Origin of the sequence: Falcatimonas sp. MSJ-15 (assembly GCF_018918265.1) — a bacterium.
Lineage (GTDB): Bacteria > Bacillota > Clostridia > Lachnospirales > Lachnospiraceae > Falcatimonas.
Genome location: NZ_JAHLQC010000001.1, coordinates 211,520 through 230,147 on the forward strand (window position 1 = coordinate 211,520; position 18,628 = coordinate 230,147).

The window sequence follows — 18,628 nt, forward strand, 5'->3', positions numbered from 1 at the left end:
CTCTTTTCTTAAGTTATAGTGAAAATATGTTATATATAAAACCTAATATATATATAATCTGGCACATCTATGTCCGATGTGCCAGATTGTATAAACATTTTTAGAATCTTGTTATCTCAAATCTTGTCTGTGTCTGCAGATAATCTCTTATATGAGCGATTCTGTCATCAAGGCTTGTATCTGAACAGGCTATATCAAGTGCAACGCAGATGTCATTAGTAAGACGATCATCAAGCTTTGGTATGATAGACTGGAAGAATTCAAGCTTTTCTTTATAAGTATCAAGTTCAAGAAATTGAACAAGCAATGGATTAATAAGCCCATCATGATCATCAAGCTCATTGTTAGCGTATGAGTCATCAGGTGAATTGCCGGCGAATATATTGTTTCCACATGAGTCATCAGGTGAATTGCCGGCGAATATATTGTTTCCACATGAGTCATCAGGTGAATTACCGGTGAATATATTGTTTCCATATGAGTCATCAGGTGAATTACCGGTGAATATACTATTGTCATCGTATGAAGGATTGCTAAGTGTAGCACGATCAACACGTTCGAAACGGTATTTTTGTGTTACTGCCGGATACTTAACATGGTCGACTTCGCTTATGAACATATCAAGAGGTCTTATATAAGTTCTAAAATCACCATAAAGAGCCTGATATACAACATAAGATTCACGAGTCTCTGAATGAGTTGCAATTGCAATTATCTGATATAATTTGTTTTTAAAATGGCGATATATCTCGCCTTGTCTTGGAATTCTGTCCTTATTCATATACATCCTCCTTAAAAAATTGATTTATTATAAAATCAGAAAATATACATTTGATATCTAAATGTATATCAGTGATTGTTATATGTAAAATACTGTAAAGCGTAAAAGTGTCAGATATAAACAATAATAGCATATATTATATTTATTTTAAAGTCAAACAAATCGTAAGAATTGTTAAGAAAAAATAAATAAAAAATATCATATTTTGTATTATACTTATTTTAAGAGGGATAAAAAATGACGAAAATAACAAAAAGTGTAAAGAATTGATTTAAACGGAAAAGAGAGGACTAACTATGGAAGAGAACGAATACAAACATTTTAATCCAACACCGGAATTAGGGTTATCAACAATTCAGGTTCAGCAAAGAATTGAGGAGGGCATTACTAATGAACCTGTAGAATCGCCGTCAAAGACGATAAAAGAGATAGTTTTGACTAATGTATGTACTTACTTTAATTTTATTTTTGCAGTAATTGCAGGTTTTTTAATATTTGTAGGCTCATTTAAGAATATTTCTTTTTTACCAGTAATAATAGCTAATACAGCAATTGGTATTGTGCAGGAGATTAGAGCTAAGAAGACGCTTGATAAGTTATCTTTATTAAATGAACCAAAAGCAGTAGTTGTTAGAGATGGCAGGATATATGATGTTAATGCAAGAGATCTTGTAATGGATGACGTTGTTATATTTAGAAGTGGAAATCAGATATGTGCTGATGCTATAGTGCTTGATGGCGCAGTTAATGTTAACGAATCGCTTATTACAGGTGAAGCCGACGAGATTAGGAAGATGCCTGGCGATACACTATTATCCGGAAGTTTTATTGTGTCAGGTGAATGTAGGGCAAGGCTTGACAAAGTCGGAGCTGATTCATATGCTTCTAAGCTAACTCTTATGGCGAAAGAACAGAAGCAGGGAGAGCAGTCAGAGATGATAAAAGCTCTTAATAGAATTCTGGTATTTGTTGGAATTGCAATTATTCCAATTAGTTTAATTATGTTTATACAACAGTATAATTATTGTGATGCTTCACTTAAGGAAAGTGTAACTTCAACAGCAGCAGCCATAATAGGTATGATTCCTGAAGGATTATATCTGTTAACTAGTGTCGCACTTGCAGTAAGTGTTGTACGACTTGCGTCAAGAAAAGTACTTGTTCATGATATGAAATGTATAGAGACTTTAGCAAGAGTTGATGTTCTGTGTGTAGACAAGACAGGAACAATAACAGAGAATGAGATGCATGTTACAGAGGTTGTTAAACTGTATAATGGTAATGAATATAATATAGAAGCTATGCTTAATGATTTTACTGCCAATATGCCAAGAGATAATAAGACAATGGAGGCAATGGCTGAGTATTTTACAACACCAGGTGGTGCAAGACCTGATAGTATAACAACGTTTTCATCAGCTACTAAGTATAGCAGTGAGACTTATAATGGGGTTGCTTATGTGCTTGGAGCACCTGAATTCGTACTACGAAGTCAGTATGCACAATATAAAGATACCATAGAAGAGTATGGTAAGATGGGTGGCAGAGTTATAGTATTTGCAAGATATGATGGAATAATTGATGGAAAAGCACTTACAAAGCCGGTGCTTCCATTAGCACTTATAGTTATACAGAATCCTATAAGAAAAGAAGCAAGAGCAACTTTTGAATATTTTGAAAAACAGGGTGTGTCAATTAAAGTTATATCAGGAGATAATCCTGTTACTGTAAGTTGTGTTGCTAAAAATGCAGGAATAACAGGAGCTGAGAATTATATTGATGCACAGACACTTACTAATGAATATGAGATTATGGATGCGATGGATAGATATACAGTATTTGGAAGAGTAACGCCAGATCAGAAGAGGGCATTTGTAAGTGCACTTAAAGCGACAGGTCATACAGTTGCTATGACAGGTGACGGTGTTAATGATGTTTTAGCATTAAAGGATGCGGATTGTAGTGTAGCGATGGCATCAGGAAGTGATGTTGCAAGTCAGGCATCGGAGATAGTACTTCTCGATTCAGATTTTTCATGTCTCCCTGATGTTGTTCTTGAAGGAAGAAGAGTTGTTAATAATATTGAGAGATCTGCAAGCCTGTTTCTTGTAAAAAATATATTTTCAATATGTACAGCGATATTTGCTATGATATTTATGATAACATATCCACTTCAGCCATCACAGATATCACTTATAAGTGCTTTTACAATAGGTATACCTGGATTTTTATTGGCATTTGAGAATAATACCAACAGAATAAAAGGCTCGTTTATAAGCAATGTTTTGTTTAATGCACTGCCGGGTGGACTCACAGATGCGATAGCAGTATGTTCATTAGTTATATTTGGAAGAGTATTTAATGTATCAGCAGAAGACATAGCAACAGCAAGTACTATTCTTCTTGCTGTAGTTGGATTTATGATTGTATTTAAAGTAAGTTATCCGGTTAATAAATGGCGAGGAATGATACTTGTATCAATGGTAATTGGTCTTATTGTATCAATGAGATATGCAGGCGAATTATTTGATATAGCTTCTATATCAATTAGATGTACAATGCTTCTTGTCGTATTTGCAATAGCATCTGAAGCATTGTTTAGGTATCTTGGAATGTTATGTCACAAATTAAGGGAAATATATAGAAAGATGTTAGACAAAGCACATCATAAAGTAAAATAAGGCATAAAGTAAAATAAGGCTTATGAACAAATCTTAAGAAGATGCTCTTTGTCAAAATTGGATTAAAGTTTAGAAATTAAAAAGAGAAGAAGTTATGGAATATTGTAACTTCTTCTCTTTTATTATATATCATATGTCGTATATTACATATCGTATATCATATATTACATATCGTATATCATATATTGCATATCGTATATCGCATATTACATATCGTATATCGCATATTACATATCGTATATCTATCACATATCGTATGTCGTATGTGGCATCATCTATTCCTTGTCTAGGTATTCATGACAGGCTTTGATTGCAGCTTTCATTGCAGTCTCACTTGGTGCACCTTTAGTAAGTCTCTTTTCAACACATGTCTTGATTGCAATAGCTTCATAGATGTCATCTTCAAAAACAGGACTTATAGCTTTATATTCATCAATTGAAATGTCATCTAGAGGCTTATTCTGCTCAATACAGTAGAGTACTAACTGTCCGATTATGCCATGTGCATCTCTGAATGGAACACCTTTATTTACAAGATAATCAGCTGCATCAGTTGCATTAGTGAATCCATGTTTTGCACTTTCTTCCATATTCTTTTTGTTGAACTTAGTTGTCTTAATCATGCCTGTGAATAATGCAATACAGCCTTTTACAGTATCGATTGCATCAAATGTAAGTTCTTTATCTTCCTGCATATCTTTGTTATATGCAAGAGGAAGTCCCTTCATTGTTGTAAGAAGTGACATAAGTGCACCATATACACGACCTGTTTTGCCACGAACGAGTTCAGCAATATCAGGATTCTTCTTCTGTGGCATTATACTGCTTCCTGTTGAATAAGCATCATCAAGCTCGATAAAACGATATTCGTTAGAATTCCAGAGAATAATCTCTTCTGAAAAACGGCTTAAATGCATCATAATTGTTGACATTGCACTTAATAGTTCTATTAAGTAATCTCTATCAGCAACAGAATCCATACTATTATCAGTAGCACCATAGAAATCAAGAAGAGATGCTGTATATTCTCTGTCAAGAGGATATGTTGTTCCAGCAAGAGCACCTGAACCAAGAGGACAATAGTTCATTCTATTATAGATATCTTTTAGTCTTAGGCGGTCTCTTTTAAACATCTCAAAATATGCACCTGTATGATGGGCAAGTGTTACTGGCTGTGCTTTTTGTAAGTGTGTAAATCCAGGCATAAAAGTATCGATATTCTCTTCCATAATTTTGAGAAGAACTGTTAAAAGTTCTTTTAAGAGAGAGTCAATCTCTTTTATCTGGTTTCTTGTATACAATTTCATATCAAGTGCTACTTGATCATTACGGCTTCTTCCGGTATGAAGTCTTTTACCTGCTTCGCCAATACGTTCTATGAGTGTAGCTTCAACAAAACTGTGAATATCTTCAGCGTTGTCATCTATTGCAAGTGTTCCATTTATAATATCTTCCTTTATTCCTGTAAGACCATCAATGATAGCTTTTTTATCTGTATCAGTAAGAATTCCCTGTTTGGCAAGCATTGTAACGTGTGCTATGCTGCCTTCAATATCTTCTTTGAAGAATTTCTGATCAAAAGATATTGATGCATTGAAGTTGTTAACAAGTTCATTAGTCTCTTTTGTGAAGCGTCCGCCCCATAGTTTCATAATAGATCCCTCTTTCTTTTATTGGTTTTCTCTGGCTGATAAGCAGTTAATACTGATTATTGTCTGTGTTATCAGAGAGTTTGTCATTATCTTTGTGTATGTCTTCTTTAAGTATCTTTGTATTCATGTCTGTATTCGGTTTTGTATTTGTCTTTTGCTCTATGCCTGTATTAGGCTTTGTTGTTTTTTTTGAATCTATAACAGCTTTTTCACTAGCGGTATTAGCATTTGTACTGGCTTTGGTATCTGTGATAGCAACAGCAGATTTTTTCATGAAAGGTAATGGAGAAAGCCCCATTTTTTTTCTGCTAAATACATATAAGATAAGTAGTATTATTGCTGAGATACCAGTTATGAACCATCCGAATTCAAAGCCGCATGGAATATAATCCATAGTAATAGTATGTTCACCAGCTTCAAGATCAACTGCTATGAATGCATCTTCAAAAGAGTAGTAGTCGGCTCTCTTGCCATCAACATATACTGCCCATCCTTCATCATAAGGGATAGAAGTTATCATAGTCTGATCATTATCTGCTGTGATGGTACCTTTAATATAAGTGTCATCAAATTTGGTGATGTTAAGTCCGCCTTCATTAAGAAGCTCTATGGCATTAATGAAAGCATCAGTATCCATTGTATATGCCATAAGTGTTATATCAGCATTATCTTCAGCTGTTATAGTTATAGTATCAAGAGCATTGCATATACCAAGATCAACGATATGTTCTCTCTTAATGCTTTTATAATTAGTTGTCTTACCATTACAAGTTACAGTTATCTTATCTACATCTGAATCAGTTACATATAGATATATGTTCTCATCATGGTCTGGTGTAATAGTAACTGTAGTACCGGTAGTATCATATTCAACAGGAGTAAATACATTAGATTCACCTGCTGCAAGCTCAAGGAATGCATTCTGTACATCAAATGGGTTCGTCATATCAGTATTCCAACTGTCATTAAGATATGATGGAACCATATATCCTAGTGGGAGAGTATACATATTCTCATATACATTAACACCACCTTCTGCATCAACAAATCTTAAAAGTTCAGATTCTGTCATAATTGACTTCGCAAGAACATATTTGGTTGACAGCATAGCAGATGTTAATGGTGTAGCACCATTATATGAATATGAATTGGTTGAATGTTCGCATCCAAGCGCACCGAGGAAAGAAGTTACTCCGGCATTGGCTGTAGATGAGAAGAGAGATACACCATTAATATGATGCCATGCAGTATCGTTCTTAGAACGGTAGCCGTCATATTTGGCAAATCTGTAAAATGAGTCATCGCTCTCCATGATATTGTTAGTAAGGTTGGTTATAGCTTCGTTATCGCTAAGATAACTTGTTCTTCCTGTTGTTGAATAACCTGTATCTTCAAGATTAAGCATACATTCGCCAATAGTTGATACAAATAGTAAGAAGATGACGAAATGTATGGCGATTTTTTTCTTTCTATATATATACATAAGGAGCATGTAGAATGCTATAAATGCACCACTTAAGTAGATAATCTTAAAGTTAAAATCATCGCTTACATAAGTCTGTTCTGAATATAACAGGAACGCTATTGCAATCCAGAAAGCACATGTAAGCTGCTTATTAGTATAATTTTTAATATCCCTTAATGCTTCATAACACATTATTAATATAACAAATATATATATGAATGATTGTCTGCATGGAAGTGAATTAGGATAGTGCAGACCATGCCATATATAGTTAGGAATGTTAAAATTGAATGCTGTAAGGAATATAACAAGCATTGATGTAAAGAGAACTTTCTTTCTTGTTGTAATATTCTTATTCATTATATAGAGTGGGAAGAGAAGGAATACTGCAACACCACAATATATATTAGGAAGATGATCAAGTCCAATGCTTACAGGAACATCCATAAGATGTCTTATTAACATCTCTGTTATTGAAAAATAATTACTTAATGATGAAGGAAAACTCATATCGCTTGATGCTGTAAGACTTAGTGCATATATCTCCGGAAAGAGAAGTACACATGAAAGTCCTCCGGCAAGAAGTGAATATCCTGCAAATTTAAGTCCTTTTTGTATAAATATCTTAAAACTTCTCTCTTCAAGCATGAAATAGAGAACGAAAAAGTATATTATTAAAAAGAGACATACCATAATTGAGATATAGTAGTTAGAAAGAATACAAAAGCCTAAAGATATGCTATATAAAAAGCCATTATTTTCTTTCATAAGTCTCTCGATTCCCATCATAACAATTGGGAAGATCATAATACAGTCAAGCCACATAATATTCCAGCTGAATGCTGCAATATAAGCTGAAAGTGAATAAAATAAGCCAAAAAGTGAGATGGCGATATTCTTAGTATTATATTTTTTGGAAATATAATAACATGTTGTTACACTTGCAAGTGCCAGCTTGAGAGTAATGAATATGCTCATTATCTCAGGCAGATGATTTTGAGGCATAAGACCGAGAAACCAGTTGACAGGGCTTGAAAGGTAATATGCATATAATGCAGTGAAGTTAACACCAAGTCCGATATTCCAGGTATATGTAAGACTTTTACCATTTTTTAACTTATCCATTAATTCTGAATAAAAAGGTGCATATTGGTGATACATATCTGAACGCAGATACATCTGGTCCCCAAATGGATATATACCTCTTGTCAGATAGATTGCAAATAATACTACAACAGGTATTATAAAAGCAATTACAAATAGTGCATTGCCTGAATATATGCTATAATCAGAGTTGTCATTTTTATTCATTAGTTATCATCCTCCTTAGAAAATTTGCTACTATATGAACCATTATCTACATTAGTGGCAGATTTAATATTAGTCTCACGGGCAATAAATATAGGTCTGTTCTTAGATTCTATGAATACTCTTGATAGATATTCTCCGATTACACCAAGTGAAAGTTCAATAATTCCACCAAGGAATAGCAGTATTATTATAAGTGAGGCATAACCTGGTACATCAATACCAAGAATAAGTGTCTTAAAGAATATGATTATTCCATATATTATTGCAATTGCGGATATGCTAAATCCCATTACGGATATAAAATGTAGTGGAGCGACAGAAAATGAAGTAATTCCATCGATAGCATATTTGGTGAGTCCTTTAAAACTCCATTTAGTAGTTCCAAGTGTTCTCTCTACATTATCATAAGGCAGCCATTTGGTCTTAAAACCAACCCATGAGAATATGCCTTTTGAAAATCTTTCAACTTCGGACATTGATAATACTGCTTTAACCATAGGTCTTGACATGATTCTGTAATCAACAGCACCATAAGGAAGATTGCTATTAGTGAGTCTGTTATTGACTTTATAAAAAGATTGAGAGAAGAAACTTCTAATCTTTTTCTCACCTTTTCGATCCGTACGGCATGCTGCGACACAGTCATAACCTTCCTGTATTCCTTTTATCATATCAGGTATAAGTGCTGGTGGATGCTGAAGATCAGCGTCCATTATAATTACATAGTCGCTGTCAGAATTGCTAAGACCAGCATACATACCCGATTCTTTTCCAAAGTTCTTAGAAAAAGATATATATTTTACATGAGAATTAGCAGATGCAAGTTCATGCATGATCTCAAGAGTCCTGTCACGACTTCCATCATCTACAAGAATATATCTGAAAGAACAGCCATCTATAGATTGAACTACCTTTTCTGTTTCAATAAAAAAACTATTTAAGACTTCCTCCTCGTTATAACAAGGAACTATTATGTCGATTGTAGTATTGATAATAATCACCCCTGAATCTAATAAAATTATATTAATAGCGAAAAACACCATCTTGTTTATTCTACTATAAATAATTAGACTAGTAAATGATTAATTGGTACCTTAAACTAAAAGTCTGACAGTAAAAAAGAAAAAAACATACAATTTTCACAGATAGTTTTTTGACACTCCATATTAGGCTGTGTTATAATATCTTAATTAAATATAAAGGAGGATATAATGTTAAATTTCCTTAGTAATTCATTATTCTTTCAGGCACAAGTATTTGAAGATGTATCTGATGAAGGATTTTTCCTTTGGCCAATGCTTGCATTTGTATGTCTTATATTGACATTGGTCTTTTTATTTCTTGGCATAATTAATATACAGACAGCTAAAAAAGAGTGGTCTCTTTATTTTAATGCTTATGGAAGCACTGTAAGTGAGTCTGATAGTGAATATCAGAAGAGAAAAAAAGACTTAGATACAACAAAGAAAAAAGGAATTATACTCATCATACTTGGTATGCTTATGATAATTCTTGGAGCTCTATTTTTATATCTTGATAAATCACAGCTTGCCAAACTTAATGCATGTGCGAATACTATTATGTATATGTAGCTATTTTAGCAGTAGAAGATAATATGTACAAATCAGGATATATAAAAGGAAGGCAGATATTACACTGCCTTCCTTTTTTGCAGTAACTATTTATCGTTCTTTAATTCGTTCTGTTTCATAGCTCTTACTTTCATTGAAAGACCAAATAAGTTGATGAAACCTTCAGCATCATGGTGATCATATAATTCACCTGTTGTAAAGCTTGCAAGTGATTCACTATATAATGAATATGGTGAAGTTGTTCCGGCTTTGATGATGTTACCTTTGTAAAGTTTGAATTTAACTTCACCTGTAACATATTTTTGTGTAGATTCAACAAATGCCTGAAGTGCTTCACGAAGAGGTGTGAACCATTTTCCTTCATATACAAGGTTGGCAAATCTGTTTGATAATTCTTTTTTGCATGATAATGTATCACGATCAAGAATTAGCTCTTCAAGCTGTGTATGAGCTTCCATAAGAATTGTTCCGCCAGGTGTCTCATATACACCTCTTGATTTCATACCAACAACTCGGTTCTCAACGATATCAATAATACCAATGCCATGTTTACCACCAAGCTTGTTGAGTTCACGAAGAATATCAGAAGCTTTCATAGCTTTGCCATTTAATGTCTTTGGAACACCCTGTTCAAATGTTAATGTAACATATTCGCCTTCATCAGGAGCTTTTTCAGGAGTCTGGCTTAATACAAGAAGATGATCGTAATTAGGTTCGTTGGCAGGACTTTCAAGTTCAAGACCTTCATGGCTTATATGCCATAAGTTACGGTCACGGCTGTAGCTTGAGTCAGCTGCAAAAGGAAGGTCTATACCATGAGCTTTACAGAATTCAATCTCATCTTCTCTTGACTGCATCTTCCATGTATCATTGCATCTCCAAGGAGCAATAATCTTAATGTCAGGAGCAAGAGCTTTAATTGAAAGTTCAAATCTAACCTGATCATTACCTTTACCTGTAGCACCATGACAGATAGCAACAGCACCTTCTTTTCTTGCAATCTCAACTAACTTCTTAGCGATAAGTGGTCTTGCAAATGATGTACCAAGAAGATACTTATTCTCATATACAGCATTAGCTTTAACTGTTGGAATAATATAATCATCAACAAATTCATCAACAACATCAAGAATGTATAATTTGGCAGCACCTGAAAGCTTAGCTCTTTCGTCAAGACCTTCAAGTTCACTTTCCTGACCTACGTCTACACAACAACATATAACATCGTAGTTATATGTTTCTTTTAACCATGGAATAATAGCAGTGGTATCAAGACCACCAGAGTATGCGAGAACAACTTTTTCTTTCATATTTCAAATCCTCCTAAGTATTATATAAATGTAAAAATTTTTGTTATCTTCGTATTCGAAAAACATATCATAAATATACACCATCAAAATGGAAAAAGCAAGTGCAAAAATGAAAAAATATGCATAAATATTAATTATAAAATGCATAAAATATGTATAAATCTACATTTTATGTAAAATGATGCATATTTACTATTGCGCTTTATGCAAAACGGATGTATAATTATGAAACAAAAAAACGATTGCAAGATAACTACAATGACATTATAATATGAAGTAATAATTTAAACAATTAAAAAATTAAAGTTTTAGTATGACAAGGAGAGACGCTTATGATAAAAGCAGGTATTATTGGAGCAACAGGTTATGCAGGTGCAGAGCTTGTAAGATTGTTACTCGGACACAAAGAAGTTGAAATAAAATGGTTTGGTTCAAGAAGTTATGTAGGAGAACAGTATTCAAAGATCTATGGTAATACTTTTAAATTAGTTAATGAGGAATGTCTTGATGACAATCTTGAAGAACTGTGTGATGAAGTTGATGTTATATTTACAGCAACACCACAGGGATTTCTTGCAAGCCACATGAATGAGAAGATTTTGTCAAAAGTTAAAGTAATTGACCTTAGTGCAGATTTTAGAATAAAAGATGTTGCTACATATGAAGAATGGTATAAGATAGAACATAAATCTCCAGAATTCATTAAAGAGGCTGTATATGGGCTTTGTGAGATTAACAGAGAAGATATAAAAGGTAAGAGACTTGTTGCCAATCCGGGATGTTACACAACATGTTCAATTCTCTCAATATATCCACTTATTAAAGAAGGACTTATTGATAAGGATTCAATAATAATTGATGCCAAATCAGGAACTTCAGGAGCAGGAAGAGGTGCTAAAGTTAATAATCTCTATTGTGAAGTTAATGAGAGTATTAAAGCATACGGAGTTGGAACACACAGACATACACCTGAGATAGAAGAACAGTTAGGATATGCATGTAATGATACATTAAAGGTTATATTTACACCACATCTTGTTCCTATGAATAGAGGAATTCTTGTTACAGCGTATGCGAATCTTAAAGATAAGAATGTGTCTTATGAGACAATAAGGGCTGCATATGAGAAGTATTATAAAGATGAATATTTTATAAGAATTCTTGATAAAGATGTATGTCCTGAGACAAGATGGGTTGAAGGAAGTAATTTCTTTGATGTGAATTTCAAAATAGAACCTCGTACAGGCAGAGTAATAATGATGGGTGCGATAGATAATCTTGTAAAAGGAGCAGCAGGACAGGCAGTTCAGAATATGAATATTCTGTTTGGTTTTAAAGAAAATGAAGGATTACAGATAGTTCCAATGTTCCCATAAGATTGGTGATATTAGCTGGGATAAAATTTATAGAAACAAATATCAGGTACTAAGCGTATTAAGAGATAATGTGCCATATAAGACTAGCAAATATATATGAAACGAATGATAGATATAAAGCGAATGGCAGATATGAAAGGAAGAATTGATATGAATATTATAGATGGTGGAGTTACAGCGGCAAAAGGATTTAGTGCATATGGACTTCGTGCCGGAATTAAGAATAATGATAAAAAAGATATGGCGATAGTTATATCGGAAAAACCATGTGCAGCAGCGGGAACATTTACTACTAATGTAGTAAAAGCAGCACCTGTAAAATGGGATTATAAAGTTGTCAATGAATCTGAGTATGCTCAGGCTATTGTTGTTAATTCAGGAGTAGCTAATGCATGTACCGGTGAAGAAGGATATGGATATTGCAAGGATATGGCGAAAGCAGTAGCTGATACATTCTCACTAAAAGAAGATTCTGTACTTGTTGCTTCAACAGGTGTAATTGGAAAACAGCTTCCAATGGATATAATAACAGCCGGAATTAAAGCATTTGCAGGTAAGCCTGAGAATACGAGAGAAGCAGCAAGACTTGCAGCAGAAGCAATTATGACAACAGATACAAAGTCAAAAGAGGTAGCAGTAACATTTGATATAGATGGAGTTACAGTAACAATTGGTGGAATGTGCAAAGGTTCAGGAATGATTCATCCTAATATGGCAACAATGTTAGGATTTGTCACAACAGATATTGATATTGAAGATGGACTTTTAAAAAAGGCATTGAAAGAGATAGTTAATGATACTTTTAATATGATCTCAGTTGATGGGGATACATCAACGAATGATTCAGTTCTTCTTCTTGCCAATGGTATGAGCGGTAATGCGAAGATAACAAAAGAAGATGATAATTATCTCAAGTTCAAAGAAGCATTAATGTATGTTAATCGTGAACTTGCAAAGAAGATTGCAGGAGATGGAGAAGGTGCGACATGTCTTTTTGAAGTTCAGGTTGTAGGCGCTGAGTCAAAAGAGCAGGCAGTTACGTTGTCAAAATCTATTGTAACATCAAGTCTTACAAAAACAGCAATATTCGGACATGATGCTAATTGGGGAAGAATTCTTTGTGCAATGGGATATTCAGGTGCACAGTTTGATCCGGAAAAAGTTGATATCTATTTTGAAAGTGAGAATGGAAAGCTTAAGATAGTAGAAGATGGAACATCAACCGGATATAGTGAAGAAGAAGCAACTAAGATATTAAGTTCAGAGCATGTAAAAGCAATAGCTGATGTCAAGATGGGTAATTATGAAGCAACAGCCTATGGATGTGATCTTACATTTGATTATGTAAAGATTAATGCAGATTACAGATCATAATTATAATGTAAGTTCACAATATTGTGTAGAGATGTCAAATGATATAGCTATTTAATATAAAAGAATAAATGAAATATTGAAAAGAGGCAGAAAAATGGATATAGATAATGAATTAAAAAAAGCGGAAGTACTAATTGAGGCACTTCCATATATACAAAAATTCAATAGAAAGATAATTGTTGTAAAGTATGGCGGAAGTGCGATGGCTGATGAGAATCTTAAACTTAATGTAATTAAGGATGTTGTTCTTTTAAAACTTGTAGGATTTAAACCAATAATCGTACATGGTGGTGGAAAAGAGATTAGCAAATGGGTATCAAAAGTCGGAATGGAGACAAAGTTCGTTAATGGACTTAGAGTTACAGATTCAGCTACAATGGAAGTAGCAGAGATGGTACTTAATAAAGTTAACAAAGAACTTGTTAAGAATGTAGAGTCTCTTGGCGTAAAAGCTTGTGGAATCAGTGGTAAAGATGGTAATATGCTAAAAGTTACAAAGAAACTTTCTAATGGAGAAGATATAGGATTCGTTGGTAATATAAGTGAAGTTGATACATCAATTATAGAGACACTTCTTGAAAAGGATTTTCTTCCGGTAATATGTCCTATTGGAGTTGATGATGAGTATAATACTTATAATATTAATGCAGATGATGCAGCATGTGCGATTGCACAGGCAGTAAAAGCTGAAAAACTTGCTTTTCTTACAGATGTTGAAGGTGTATACAAAGATCCAAAAGATAAATCAACTCTTATCTCAGAGCTTACTCTTGATGAAGCGAGAGAACTTATAACAGGTGGCAATATTGGAGGAGGAATGCTTCCAAAACTTAATAATTGCATCGAAGCAATAGAAAATGGTGTTAAGAGAGTTCATATACTTGATGGTAGAATTCTTCACTGTCTATTACTTGAGATATTTACTAATAAAGGTATTGGTACTGCTATTCTTGATAATGAAGGAGAGAGATTCTACGATGGAAACTAAGACTAAAAAGATAATAGAGACAGCAGAAGAGACACTTCTGCATACATATAACAGATATCAGATAGTTCTCGATAAAGGAGATAGAGTATATCTATATGATACTGAAGGCAAAGAATATCTTGATTTTGCTGCAGGAATAGCAGTTTTTGCTTTAGGATATAATAATAAAAAATTTAATGAAGCATTAAATGATCAGATATCAAAGCTTGTACATACTTCAAATTTATTTTATAATGAACCTGCGGTAAATGCAGGTGCCAAGTTAGTTAAAGCTACCGGACTTAAAAGAGTATTCTTTACAAACAGTGGAACAGAAGCGATTGAAGGCGCTATAAAGCTTGCACGTAAGTATGCATATAACAAAGATGGAAGAACAGATCATGAGATAATAGCTATGAATCATTCATTCCATGGAAGAAGTATAGGTGCATTGTCTGTAACTGGTAATTCTAAGTATCAGGAACCATTCAAACCACTTATAGGTGGAATTAAATTCGCTGATTATAATGATATTGAGAGTGTTAAAGCGAATATAACAGATAAGACATGTGCTATAATAATGGAGACTCTTCAGGGAGAAGGCGGAATATATCCGGCTGAGGAATCTTTTATCAAAGAGATACGAAAGATCTGTGATGAGAAAGATATAGTCCTTATTCTTGATGAGATTCAGTGTGGAATGGGAAGAACAGGTTATATGTTTACTTATGAGAGATATGGTATCAAGCCTGATATTGTTACAGTAGCAAAAGCACTTGGCAATGGAATTCCGGTTGGTGCATTTGTCGCAGGAGATAAAGTATATAATGCCATGGTTCCCGGAGATCATGGAACAACATACGGCGGTAATCCTTTGGCAACAAGAGCAGCAGATACGGTATTTGACATATTCAGTGAAGATAAGATTGTAGAACATGTTAAGGAAGTAGCACCATATCTTGAAAAAACACTGGATGAAATCGCAAGTAAATATGATTGTATAAAAGAGAGACGAGGAATGGGTCTCATGCAGGGATTGGAACTTACAATTCCAGTGAATGATGTTATACTAAAAGCACAGAAAAATGGACTTATAGTTATATCTGCATCTGGTAATGTACTCAGATTTGTTCCACCACTTGTAATAACAAAGGAAGATATTGATTTGATGGCTGAAAAGCTTTGCAAATCTTTCGATGAACTTACCGCCTGAATAAGGAAAGGAATTTTATGAAAGATTTAAAATGTAAAAGATTATTAGCGATCTTTTTAGGACTTACACTTACTACTGTTACAGCATGTAGCAGTAGTAAGGATGAAGTAAATGAGAATTCATCTGATAATGCAGATGCAAGCAACAGTAAGGTTACTGTATATTATGAAGATAAAGCACTCTCACCATATTTTGAATATATTAATCAGAAGAGTGGCAGTGCAGTCTATGATTATATTCAGGCAGACAGTGATGATTATATTGCTGATATTGCCTACAATTCAACAGTTTCAGACAATCCATGTGATGTTTTTATATTAAACTGTGCAGATATGGAGAAAGCATATTATGCGGCTATATTAGAGGAAGTAGGAACTACTATTGTGAATACAGATAATTATGCAAAATCTGCAATACAGTCTGTAACATATAAAAATAAAATATATGGATATCCATTAATATTTTCAACATCAGTTATGGTATATAATAAAGCATATACAACACTTGAACCACAATATTTTACACAGATAGAAGACTTTGCCAATAATTATGAAGTGACAGAGAATAATGCACAGGTACAGTCAATTTTGTCATGGGATACAGATGATTCCTTTATTAATTATGCATTTGTGGCAGGCAGTATTAATCCTTTTGGAGTAAATGGAGATAGTGAGAACGTTAGCATTAATAATGAAGAAGTTAAGGAAGCACTGGCATATTATCAGAGCCTTAATAGTCTATTCTATATGGAACTTGATGATGACACATATGATAGATGTCTTGAACAGTTTAGAAATGGTGCATTGTGTTATACTATTTTAAGAACACAGGATCTTAAAGCTGTAGAAGATAGTGGAATCGATTATGGAATAGTTCCGGTTCCCGATATATCAGATACTATACAGACAAAATCATTGTCTAATAATTATTGTGTTGTTATTAATCCATACTCTAAGAATAAAACAGCAGCAAAAGCGGCGGCAGAACATATAGCATACTATTATGCTGATAAACTCTACGAAGTTACAGGTGATTATTCGTGCGTTAAGAAGAATTCATCTGAGTATGAACAGGTATATAGAGCATACGAGAAGTCAGTGCCTGTAGCTAAGATAATGAATATTGGTGATTATTATACAGATTGGCATATAGCATTATATAATATATGGAGTGGCGGCAATATCGAAGAGAATCTTACTATGATTGAAGACGATATGAAAGCACAATTTGAGAAAAAATAGCATTATATATAATTATAAGCTGCAACTTGTACATATATTGCTTGTATATAGTTCTGGTTAATATTACGTTAATATTATCTATTATTAATCAATATTAAAGATATTAAAGATTGCAAGGTCAATTGTAAAAGTATGTTTTGCTAAAAGGGATAGTATTAATAAAAAATATGTGCTATAATGAGTAGACACTTAGGGATCTCCGGTTATAAAAGATTGGAGAGTATATGTTAAAGAAAAAGAATTTTATTTATTTCATGGCAGCCACAGCAGTAATTATATGTGCAGGAATGTTCGCAGTTACTGGTAAGGATACAAAAGCTGAACTTGTGGATGTAACAGAGAACAACATAGTTAACAATGCAGATTATGAGACTGAACATAATTCTGAAAGTTATATGAGTAGTGATAATGCTAATAGCAGTGAGAAGACTGAGCCTGGTATTGGCATAGATGAATCTGTTAATGGACAGAGTACAGAAGCTTCTATTATATATGTGTATGTATGCGGCAAAGTTAATATGCCTGGTGTATATGAACTTCCGGAAGGAACACGTATCTATAAAGCGATTGAAGCAGCAGGTGGTGCTACAGAAGAAGCAGCACTTGAGAATCTTAACCTTGCTGCTGTTGCAACTGACAACAGCAGAATATATATTCCTGGTATTAATGAAGAATATGATAATAATATGCAGACAGGCACAGCAGCAGATGAGAATGTATATAATAATACTTCTACTGGTAGTCTTGTTAATATTAATACTGCCTCTAAGAGTGAACTTATGACACTTCCTGGAATAGGACAGGCTAAAGCAGAGGCAATAATAGCATATAGAGAGACGAATGGAGAATTTGGCAGCATCGAGGATGTTATGAAAGTGAGTGGTATTAAGAATGCCGCATATGAAAAAATAAAAGATTGTATTAGTGTAAATTAAAAAGACTGAGGTGACAGATTATGGGGAACAGAGTTCTTGTTGTAGATGATGAAAAACTCATCGTAAAAGGAATTAAGTTTAATCTTGAGCAGGATAACATGATTGTTGATTGTGCATATGATGGAGAAGAAGCACTTGAATATGCAAAAAAGACAGAATATGATGTTGTACTGCTTGATATCATGCTTCCAAAGCTCAATGGATACGAAGTGTGTCAGCAGATAAGAGAGTTTTCCAATATGCCAATCATTATGCTAACAGCCAAAAGTGATGATATGGATAAGATACTTGGACTTGAGTATGGTGCAGATGATTATATCACAAAGCCATTTAACATTCTTGAAGTAAAAGCGAGAATAAAGGCAATTATGAGAAGAAGTTCTAAGAAAAAAGCTGATGATGAGAAAAAAGCCACAACAATAGTTGTTGATACTCTTAAGCTTGATCTTGAAGGAAGAAGAGCATTTATAGAAGGGCGTGAAGTCAATCTTACAGCCAAAGAATTTGATGTACTTGAGCTTTTGATAATGAATCCAAACAAAGTATATAGTAGAGAAAATCTGCTTAATATTGTATGGGGACCTGAATATCCTGGCGATGTAAGGACAGTGGATGTTCATATAAGACGTTTGAGAGAAAAAGTTGAAAGCAACCCAAGTGAACCAAAATATGTTCATACTAAATGGGGGGTTGGTTACTATTTCCAGAATTAATTTTAAATCAAGAGTTT

Annotated in this window: 14 protein-coding genes; 9 read left to right on the top strand and 5 right to left on the bottom strand. The window is 33.7% G+C overall.

Annotation, left to right across the window (positions count from 1 at the left end):
• Positions 1-100: 100 nt before the first annotated feature.
• Positions 101-781, bottom strand: coding sequence for a DUF1653 domain-containing protein (locus KQI85_RS00775; protein ID WP_216574131.1), 681 nt, complete (start codon positions 779-781; stop codon positions 101-103).
• 296 nt (positions 782-1,077) lie between these two features.
• Between KQI85_RS00775 and KQI85_RS00780 the strand changes: the two genes are divergently transcribed.
• Positions 1,078-3,462: a cation-translocating P-type ATPase gene (locus KQI85_RS00780; protein WP_216574132.1), complete on the top strand. Its 2,385-nt coding sequence runs from the start codon at positions 1,078-1,080 to the stop codon at positions 3,460-3,462.
• Between the two features lie 275 nt (positions 3,463-3,737).
• Here KQI85_RS00780 and argH read toward each other — a convergent pair whose 3' ends face one another.
• Genes argH through KQI85_RS00795 form a run of 3 tightly spaced genes read right to left on the bottom strand, consistent with a single transcriptional unit; the run spans position 3,738 to position 8,891 of the window.
• Complete coding sequence (gene argH, locus KQI85_RS00785; protein ID WP_253293693.1) at positions 3,738-5,114, bottom strand: argininosuccinate lyase; 1,377 nt, start codon at positions 5,112-5,114, stop codon at positions 3,738-3,740.
• Between the two features lie 46 nt (positions 5,115-5,160).
• Positions 5,161-7,890, bottom strand: coding sequence for a YfhO family protein (locus tag KQI85_RS00790; protein WP_216574133.1), 2,730 nt, complete (start codon positions 7,888-7,890; stop codon positions 5,161-5,163).
• Positions 7,890-8,891 (bottom strand): glycosyltransferase family 2 protein, encoded by a 1,002-nt coding sequence (locus KQI85_RS00795; protein ID WP_371820501.1) that lies wholly within the window; start codon positions 8,889-8,891, stop codon positions 7,890-7,892. Before KQI85_RS00795 ends, KQI85_RS00790 begins: the two co-directional genes overlap by 1 nt.
• Positions 8,892-9,101: 210 nt before the next feature.
• On the opposite strand from KQI85_RS00795, the gene KQI85_RS00800 reads away from it, so the two are divergent.
• The gene (locus KQI85_RS00800; RefSeq protein ID WP_216574135.1) at positions 9,102-9,482 is read left to right on the top strand and encodes a hypothetical protein; all 381 of its coding nucleotides are present in this window, start codon (positions 9,102-9,104) and stop codon (positions 9,480-9,482) included.
• 86 nt (positions 9,483-9,568) lie between these two features.
• Here KQI85_RS00800 and KQI85_RS00805 read toward each other — a convergent pair whose 3' ends face one another.
• Complete coding sequence (locus tag KQI85_RS00805; protein WP_216574136.1) at positions 9,569-10,792, bottom strand: argininosuccinate synthase; 1,224 nt, start codon at positions 10,790-10,792, stop codon at positions 9,569-9,571.
• A 332-nt stretch (positions 10,793-11,124) separates the two neighbouring features.
• On the opposite strand from KQI85_RS00805, the gene argC reads away from it, so the two are divergent.
• The 7 genes from argC (at position 11,125) to KQI85_RS00840 (ending at position 18,611) form a co-directional block, all read left to right on the top strand.
• A complete protein-coding gene (gene argC / locus KQI85_RS00810) occupies positions 11,125-12,168 on the top strand; it encodes an N-acetyl-gamma-glutamyl-phosphate reductase (protein WP_216574137.1) in 1,044 nt (347 codons plus the stop codon).
• A gap of 150 nt (positions 12,169-12,318) precedes the next feature.
• The gene (gene argJ / locus KQI85_RS00815) at positions 12,319-13,542 is read left to right on the top strand and encodes a bifunctional ornithine acetyltransferase/N-acetylglutamate synthase (protein ID WP_216574203.1); all 1,224 of its coding nucleotides are present in this window, start codon (positions 12,319-12,321) and stop codon (positions 13,540-13,542) included.
• A 94-nt stretch (positions 13,543-13,636) separates the two neighbouring features.
• A complete protein-coding gene (gene argB / locus KQI85_RS00820) occupies positions 13,637-14,530 on the top strand; it encodes an acetylglutamate kinase (protein WP_216574138.1) in 894 nt (297 codons plus the stop codon).
• Positions 14,520-15,722 carry an aspartate aminotransferase family protein gene (locus KQI85_RS00825; RefSeq protein ID WP_216574139.1) on the top strand — a complete coding sequence of 401 codons (1,203 nt, stop codon included), beginning with the start codon at positions 14,520-14,522 and terminating at the stop codon, positions 15,720-15,722. Before argB ends, KQI85_RS00825 begins: the two co-directional genes overlap by 11 nt.
• Before the next feature lie 17 nt (positions 15,723-15,739).
• Entirely contained in the window at positions 15,740-16,963 is a 1,224-nt protein-coding gene (locus KQI85_RS00830) for an extracellular solute-binding protein (RefSeq protein ID WP_216574140.1), read from the top strand.
• A gap of 224 nt (positions 16,964-17,187) precedes the next feature.
• Positions 17,188-17,898 carry a helix-hairpin-helix domain-containing protein gene (locus tag KQI85_RS00835; protein WP_216574141.1) on the top strand — a complete coding sequence of 237 codons (711 nt, stop codon included), beginning with the start codon at positions 17,188-17,190 and terminating at the stop codon, positions 17,896-17,898.
• A 20-nt stretch (positions 17,899-17,918) separates the two neighbouring features.
• Positions 17,919-18,611, top strand: coding sequence for a response regulator transcription factor (locus tag KQI85_RS00840; RefSeq protein ID WP_216574142.1), 693 nt, complete (start codon positions 17,919-17,921; stop codon positions 18,609-18,611).
• Positions 18,612-18,628: the final 17 nt, after the last annotated feature.

Coding starts and splice junctions, on each gene's coding strand:
- KQI85_RS00835 (WP_216574141.1), top strand. CDS start 17,188: ATGTTAAAGAAAAAGAATTTTATTTATTTCATGGCAGCCACAGCAGTA.
- KQI85_RS00840 (WP_216574142.1), top strand. CDS start 17,919: ATGGGGAACAGAGTTCTTGTTGTAGATGATGAAAAACTCATCGTAAAA.
- KQI85_RS00780 (WP_216574132.1), top strand. CDS start 1,078: ATGGAAGAGAACGAATACAAACATTTTAATCCAACACCGGAATTAGGG.
- KQI85_RS00805 (WP_216574136.1), bottom strand. CDS start 10,792: ATGAAAGAAAAAGTTGTTCTCGCATACTCTGGTGGTCTTGATACCACT.
- argC (WP_216574137.1), top strand. CDS start 11,125: ATGATAAAAGCAGGTATTATTGGAGCAACAGGTTATGCAGGTGCAGAG.
- KQI85_RS00790 (WP_216574133.1), bottom strand. CDS start 7,890: ATGAATAAAAATGACAACTCTGATTATAGCATATATTCAGGCAATGCA.
- KQI85_RS00830 (WP_216574140.1), top strand. CDS start 15,740: ATGAAAGATTTAAAATGTAAAAGATTATTAGCGATCTTTTTAGGACTT.
- argJ (WP_216574203.1), top strand. CDS start 12,319: ATGAATATTATAGATGGTGGAGTTACAGCGGCAAAAGGATTTAGTGCA.
- KQI85_RS00825 (WP_216574139.1), top strand. CDS start 14,520: ATGGAAACTAAGACTAAAAAGATAATAGAGACAGCAGAAGAGACACTT.
- argH (WP_253293693.1), bottom strand. CDS start 5,114: ATGAAACTATGGGGCGGACGCTTCACAAAAGAGACTAATGAACTTGTT.
- KQI85_RS00775 (WP_216574131.1), bottom strand. CDS start 781: ATGAATAAGGACAGAATTCCAAGACAAGGCGAGATATATCGCCATTTT.
- KQI85_RS00800 (WP_216574135.1), top strand. CDS start 9,102: ATGTTAAATTTCCTTAGTAATTCATTATTCTTTCAGGCACAAGTATTT.
- argB (WP_216574138.1), top strand. CDS start 13,637: ATGGATATAGATAATGAATTAAAAAAAGCGGAAGTACTAATTGAGGCA.